The following is a 5,964-nucleotide window of genomic DNA, read 5'->3' on the forward strand; positions in this document are numbered from 1 at the left end:
CCGTGAACCTGACCGGCCGCTACAGCGCTGGATGATAGCGCGCGGCCGGTCAGCTTCACTACCGCTGAGCTACACCACCACGCGGGACACGACCCGGGGCATTCCCATTGGGATGGGAAAAAGAGAAACTCGTCGCTGCGTTGCTTGTTGGGTTCGATGCGTCGCCGCTTGCTGCGTAGTTTTTGGTCTGACGAAGTGCGAGTTGATGACCATGAGCAGGTGCTCATGGTCATGCTCTGGTCAACTTTCTTCGATCTCGCTGGCATCGAACTCGGCGAAGGCTGACCGGATTTCATCGGCCAGGCTGTCATCCTCGATATCGACCGAGACGACCACGCGGCCAGCCAGCTGGGCATCGTCCCTGTCTTCGGGGCTGGGTCCACCCGCTTCAGTGTCGGACCCGGCCTCCTCGACACCAACAGTATTCTCGTCGCCCTCAGCGGCGATGAACACGTCGGTACGTTCGATCTTGAACTGCTGGACCAGACGCTCAACCGTCATCTCGGCTTCGCGTCGCGTGTCGAACTTGGCAGTCAGGCTCGTGCTCATGATGGACTCCCGTCAGCCGTGATTGGCGATGTGTGATGAACCGCTGAACGGCAATTTAGCCCCGTACGGGTGCACTGACCTCCTTCACGCAGCGGCGGCTCAGCTCGCAGTCGTTGGTTTGCCGTCATCGCCGACCGCGACGTAGCGGAAAACGCCCTCGGTCACCTTGTGTGGCGCATCGCCGGTGCGAACCCGCGCCCAGACCTCGATCCTGACGGCGATCGAGGTGTCGCCCTCATGCTCCAGCTCGCAAAAGACACTGACGTCGTCACCGACCGATACGGGCTTGAGGAACTCGACGGCATCGATCCGCACCGTGACAACGCGCTTGGCGGAGTGGGCGGCAGCGAAGGTGCCGCCTGCCAGATCCATTTGCGACAAGGTCCAGCCACCGAAAATGTCCCCGCTGGCGTTGGCATCGCGGGGCAGGGCGACGGTGCGCAGATGCGCTCCGCAGGCTGGCTGGGGCATGTCGTCGCTCATAGGATGGTTTCCTTATGCAGGTTGGATGCGCCTACTACACGTCGCCGAGCGCGCGGTGGATCTGCTGCTCTTCCAGATCGAGCTCTTCGCCAAGCGCCCGGTGAGCTTCAGCATCGATCTGGTCGGTCTGCTCCATCAGCTTCTCGCGCGCCGCCTCGATGGCGACGAGGCGCAGACGCTGCTGGGCGATGAGCTGGTCGGTCTTGGTCTCGACGTCCTGCCCCTCGATACTCGCCCGCTCAGCCCGCACCTTGTACTCCTCGACCAGCTCGGCTGCGGCCTCGCCGTGTTCCGAGGCATCGCTGTCCAGATGCTCCTGTACCGCATCCAGCGATGCTGCGGCGAGTTCGGCCCGAGCCTTGGCAGTGTCCGGTTCGGGTAAGGTTGCGTCTTCCTGCTCCAGTCCGAGACGGCGGATGACCCAGCCCAGCGTCGTGCCTTGCAGGACCAGCGTCGCGAAGATCACACAGAACGCCAGGAAGACGATGATGTCTCGGCCCGGAAAACGGGCAGGCAGCGCCAGTGCTGTTGCCAGGCTCACCACACCGCGCATGCCTGCCCAGGACAGGATCGTCGGATAGCTCCAGGGCGGCATCGGATCGTGCTCGCGTATCCTTCGGGAAATTGCCCGTGGCAGCCACACAACTGGAAATATCCAGACAAAGCGGCTGACGATCAGCGTGGCCGACACCGCCACGGCGATCAGGCTGAGGCTTTTCGCATCATAGCCTTCAAGCCGCTCGACGATGCCGCGCAGCTGAAGTCCGATGAGCATGAACACGACTGCGGTGAACAGGAACTCGACGAAGCCCCACACCGTCGCCATGCCCAGCCGCGTCTCGCCGGTGAAAGCCGCGTGCTGCTGACGGCCTAGCACCAAGCCGCAGGCGACCGCGGCCAGCACACCCGAGACGTGGACCTGCTCGGCAAGGAAGTAGGCCAGGAACCCCGCCAGGAGGCTGACAGTGATGTCGAGCAACGTGTCCTCGAGCCGAGCGAAAATCCACATCGCTGCGCGCCCCACTATCCAGCCAGCCAGCGTTCCACCAATCGCAGCGACAAAGAATCGGAACACGCCTTCGCTAAGGCTGAACGTTCCTGCCAACGTGGCGGCGACGGCAAAGCGATAGAGGACGAGGGAGGAGGCGTCGTTGATGAGGCTTTCGCCCTCCAGCACCGTGACGATGCGCTTGGGCAGCTTAACCTGCTTCAGGACTGCCGCTGCGGCAACCGCGTCTGGCGGAGCAACGATTGCACCCAGCGTGATCGCCGCCCACCAGGGCAAGTCCGGCACCAGCAGCTTGGCGACGATTGCCACCGCAGCGGCGGTGAAGAACACCGCGCCCAGCGCCAGCGAGAGGATAGGGCGCAGATTGGAGCGGAACGCCGGCCAGTCGGTGTGATATGCGCTAACCTGCAGCAGTGGCGGCAGAAAAAGTGCCAGCACCAGTTCCGGGTCAAGCTCGACCGTGCCAATGCCGGGGACGAAGGCCAAGGCAATACCGCCAAAGACCAGTGCAACGGCCAGTGGAACGTGCAACCTTTCCGCCGCATAGGCTAGGGCGACGGACGCCGCGACCAGCACGAGCAGAAGCTCAAAAGTATGCATAGGTCGGCACTTTCGGGGAGAGGCAAGCCAGCCAGCGCCGGGTGTAGCAACTCAACCTGATCAATGGCCCGGGCGTTCCGTTCCTTCGTTTTCGATTCTGGATCGTCCAGCTTCCGGAAACGGAGATGTCGCCGTCATCGATGAGTGCCTGATCCGGGCAATGAAGGGCTCATCACACGGACCAGGCATGTTTCTGGATTACCTAGAACACGGTTCGCACGCTGGGTTCTCGATCCCAGATTCGCCCATTTGCAGCGATATCGACGTAGCTGCTGGCAGCTGCCGGCTTTGCCATGGCGACAACCCCCGCGTCTGCAACCACGCCCGCCGCATCGAGCAGCGGCTGTGCCGCTGCCGTGTGGCCGATGACCTTGAGGTGAGCGAAGGCATCATGCACCCAGGCGACAGCCGCAGCTTCACCCAGCAGCTGCTTGACGCCAGCATCGGACACGGCAAGCACTACCGTGTCGAACAGCACCGACGGACCGCCTGCAAGCTGGTGGTCGGCTGCTAGCTTCGTGCCATCGCTGAGCGTCACGCCGCCAAGCTTCGGCGCGACGATCTTGACCACCGCCTTCATCGCCGTGGCGGCTTCGGTGAGCTTGGCGATCAGCTTGGCATCGGCACCGTCGGTAACCAGGCAGCCGATCATGCGACCTCCCAGTGTCGGCGTTGCCCGCTTGAGGATACTGAGCTTGGGCGATGCTGGCAGGTCGGTGCGCGCCTGCACCGTCGTTGCCATTGGTTCGATCGGATCATCATGACCAAGGCCTGCAGCAACCCGATCACCCAGCTCTTGCTGAACGTTCACGAGATGCCCCAGCATCGCTGTCCGGACGATCGCGGCGTCAACCTTGCTGAGTTCGAAGATAAGCGCCGAGACGATATGGTTTTGCTCCGGCTCCGACTGACTGAGAAAGAACTGGCGCGCCTGGCTGTAATGGTCGGCGAACGTCTCCGACCGGATCCGTACCTTGGTACCTTCGACCGGTGCCGGGAAACTGCGGAAGCCGCGGGAGTGGCTTTCACGCGGTCCGGTTGGATCGAGCAGGCTCGGCGTATAGGTCACCCGCTCGGGTTGGACGAGCGTCTGCATGTGACCATCACGCTGCATGTTCGCGAACGGACATTTGGGCGCGTTGATCGGGATCTGAGTGAAGTTCGTCGAGCCAAGGCGCTTCAGCTGGGTGTCGAGGTAGGAGAAATGACGCCCGTGCAGTAGCGGATCATCAGAGAAGTCAATGCCCGGCACCACGTTCTGGGTGCAGAAGGCGACTTGCTCTGTTTCCGCAAAGACGTTGGCGGGATTACGGTTCAGCACCAGTCGGCCAACCGTGCGCAGCGGCACGACCTCCTCCGAGATCAGCTTGGTCGAATCGCGATAGTCGAAATCGAACCCTGCGGCTTCTTCCTCGGTGAAGAGCTGAACACCGAGCTCCCACTCGGGAAAGTCGCCCATTTCGATCGCGTTGTAGAGGTCGCGGCGATGGAAGTCCGGGTCGGCGCCGTTGATCTTGACCGCCTCGTCCCACACCACCGACTGGATACCGAGCTTGGGCGTCCAGTGAAACTTGACAAAGGTGGACTTGCCGTCGGCGGTGACCAGCCGGAAGCTGTGGACGCCGAAGCCCTGCATCATCCGCGTCGAGCGCGGGATAGTGCGATCGGACATCTGCCACATCACCATGTGCATCGCCTCAGGGGTCATGGCGATCCAGTCCCAGAACGTGTCGTGGGCGGACTGGGCCTGCGGAAAACCGCGATCCGGCTCCTCCTTTACGGCATGGGCGAGGTCAGGAAACTTGAGCGCGTCCTGGATGAAGAACACCGGGATATTGTTGCCGACGAGATCCCAATTGCCCTCGGTCGTGTAGAATTTGACCGCGAAGCCGCGCACGTCGCGCGCCAGATCAGCCGAACCACGGTTCCCAGCCACCGTCGAGAACCGAACGAATACCGGGGTCTGGACACCTACCTCGCCCAGCACGGCAGCCTGAGTGTAATCAGACAGGCTGTCGGTCAACTCGAAGAAGCCGTGTGCTGCGGTACCACGGGCGTGCACGACGCGCTCGGGAATGCGCTCATGGTCAAAGTGGAAGATTTTCTCGCGGAGGATGAAATCCTCCAGCAGGGTCGGACCGCGTGACCCAGCCTTCAGCGAATTGTGATCGTCGGCGATCGCCATGCCGTGGTTGGTGGTCATCACCTTGCCGCCAGCAGCTGCTACCTGATGCAACTCACCGCCTGCACCTACGACCGTCTCCGAAGCCGGACCAGCGGCCGGGGGTGGAGCCTTGGTTGGTGCCTTCTTGTCGGCCTGTGCTGTTTTTGTAGGTTTTTTTGCCACGATCATCTCCTGCCCGATATCGATAATGGCACTGCATGCGCGTATTCTCGCATTTGCGATAGGTATCGAAGCTCCAATCGCGGCCGTTGCCGGCACAGGTTCTTTCGGAAGGCTTTGAGCGTCCGTCAAAATTACAGCCGGCATCGCGATCATCGGCGGCGTGCTGCTGACCACTCTATCCCGATGGAGTGCCTTCCCGATTGGGAACGGCCAGCGAGACGGCCCAGACATTCCCAGAATGGATCGAGTTTTGGGAATGCTCAGATTGAGAAGGGCGCAGACGGTTCGCTTTTGAAGAGGGCAGCGCCGATAGGAGACACTCCGCGCAGGCCTATGTCGAGCCGACAGCTAAGCCGTCGCTTCCAGCTCGCGTAAGCTGCGGCCCCGCGTCTCTCTTCCGGCGCGCCCGATCAGTACCGCTGGCGGCGTAATTCGGCTTCAGTGGGACGACCCAGAGGCCTTTATCCACAATCCCGATTGCAGCGCGAAGGCGGTATCTTATCGTGTTCTAAAGTGCAGAGGATAAGACGCAATATACCAGTACCGGTACGCCAACCAAAACGATCAATAGTAAAAGGTTAAGCTCCATAAGTCGGCTTAGCCAGTTTTTGGCTTCATTCCGCCTGTCTTCGGCATCTACCTTAGAATAGCTTTCTAGGACTTCTAGATCGAATTTGTTCGAGAAAAAGCTTTGTGGCCTCATCCGCAGGAAAGGCTGAGGTGCTGGATTAGTAACTTGATGCTGACGGTCATCCTGACACAAATCATCGGATTTCGAGACTTGGTTTTCCACTACACGGTTTCCACTTATTCGAGATCATGGTCGCGAAGAACGCGTCCCAAAGGTCAGATCGAATAATGCCCGAACTCGAACGGCCGTAGCCGCGAGCTCGGGCTAAGCGCGTGCGGCGAGTTGGCCGGCGTGGTCGCGGAAACGCTTATGTGTCGCAGGAGCGTACATGTCAGTAACATCGGG

4 protein-coding genes are annotated in these 5,964 nt (G+C 61.1%); all 4 read right to left on the reverse strand.

From position 1 onward, the window contains the following. Positions 1-240: 240 nt before the first annotated feature. Positions 241-549 carry a hypothetical protein gene (locus FHY04_RS22155; RefSeq protein ID WP_133192299.1) on the reverse strand — a complete coding sequence of 103 codons (309 nt, stop codon included), beginning with the start codon at positions 547-549 and terminating at the stop codon, positions 241-243. Between the two features lie 99 nt (positions 550-648). Continuing rightward, positions 649-1,032: an acyl-CoA thioesterase gene (locus FHY04_RS22160; RefSeq protein WP_133192298.1), complete on the reverse strand. Its 384-nt coding sequence runs from the start codon at positions 1,030-1,032 to the stop codon at positions 649-651. A 34-nt stretch (positions 1,033-1,066) separates the two neighbouring features. Next, positions 1,067-2,641: a Na+/H+ antiporter gene (locus tag FHY04_RS22165; RefSeq protein ID WP_133192297.1), complete on the reverse strand. Its 1,575-nt coding sequence runs from the start codon at positions 2,639-2,641 to the stop codon at positions 1,067-1,069. 202 nt (positions 2,642-2,843) lie between these two features. Continuing rightward, a complete protein-coding gene (locus FHY04_RS22170) occupies positions 2,844-4,994 on the reverse strand; it encodes a catalase (protein WP_133192372.1) in 2,151 nt (716 codons plus the stop codon). Between the last annotated feature and the right edge of the window lie 970 nt (positions 4,995-5,964).

This window comes from Sphingomonas sp. BK481 (assembly GCF_014194875.1).
GTDB lineage: Bacteria > Pseudomonadota > Alphaproteobacteria > Sphingomonadales > Sphingomonadaceae > Sphingomonas > Sphingomonas aerolata.

Excerpts from the sequence above, each read along its gene's own strand:
- FHY04_RS22155 (WP_133192299.1), bottom strand. The coding sequence starts at position 549 with ATGAGCACGAGCCTGACTGCCAAGTTCGACACGCGACGCGAAGCCGAG.
- FHY04_RS22170 (WP_133192372.1), bottom strand. The coding sequence starts at position 4,994 with ATGATCGTGGCAAAAAAACCTACAAAAACAGCACAGGCCGACAAGAAG.
- FHY04_RS22165 (WP_133192297.1), bottom strand. The coding sequence starts at position 2,641 with ATGCATACTTTTGAGCTTCTGCTCGTGCTGGTCGCGGCGTCCGTCGCC.
- FHY04_RS22160 (WP_133192298.1), bottom strand. The coding sequence starts at position 1,032 with ATGAGCGACGACATGCCCCAGCCAGCCTGCGGAGCGCATCTGCGCACC.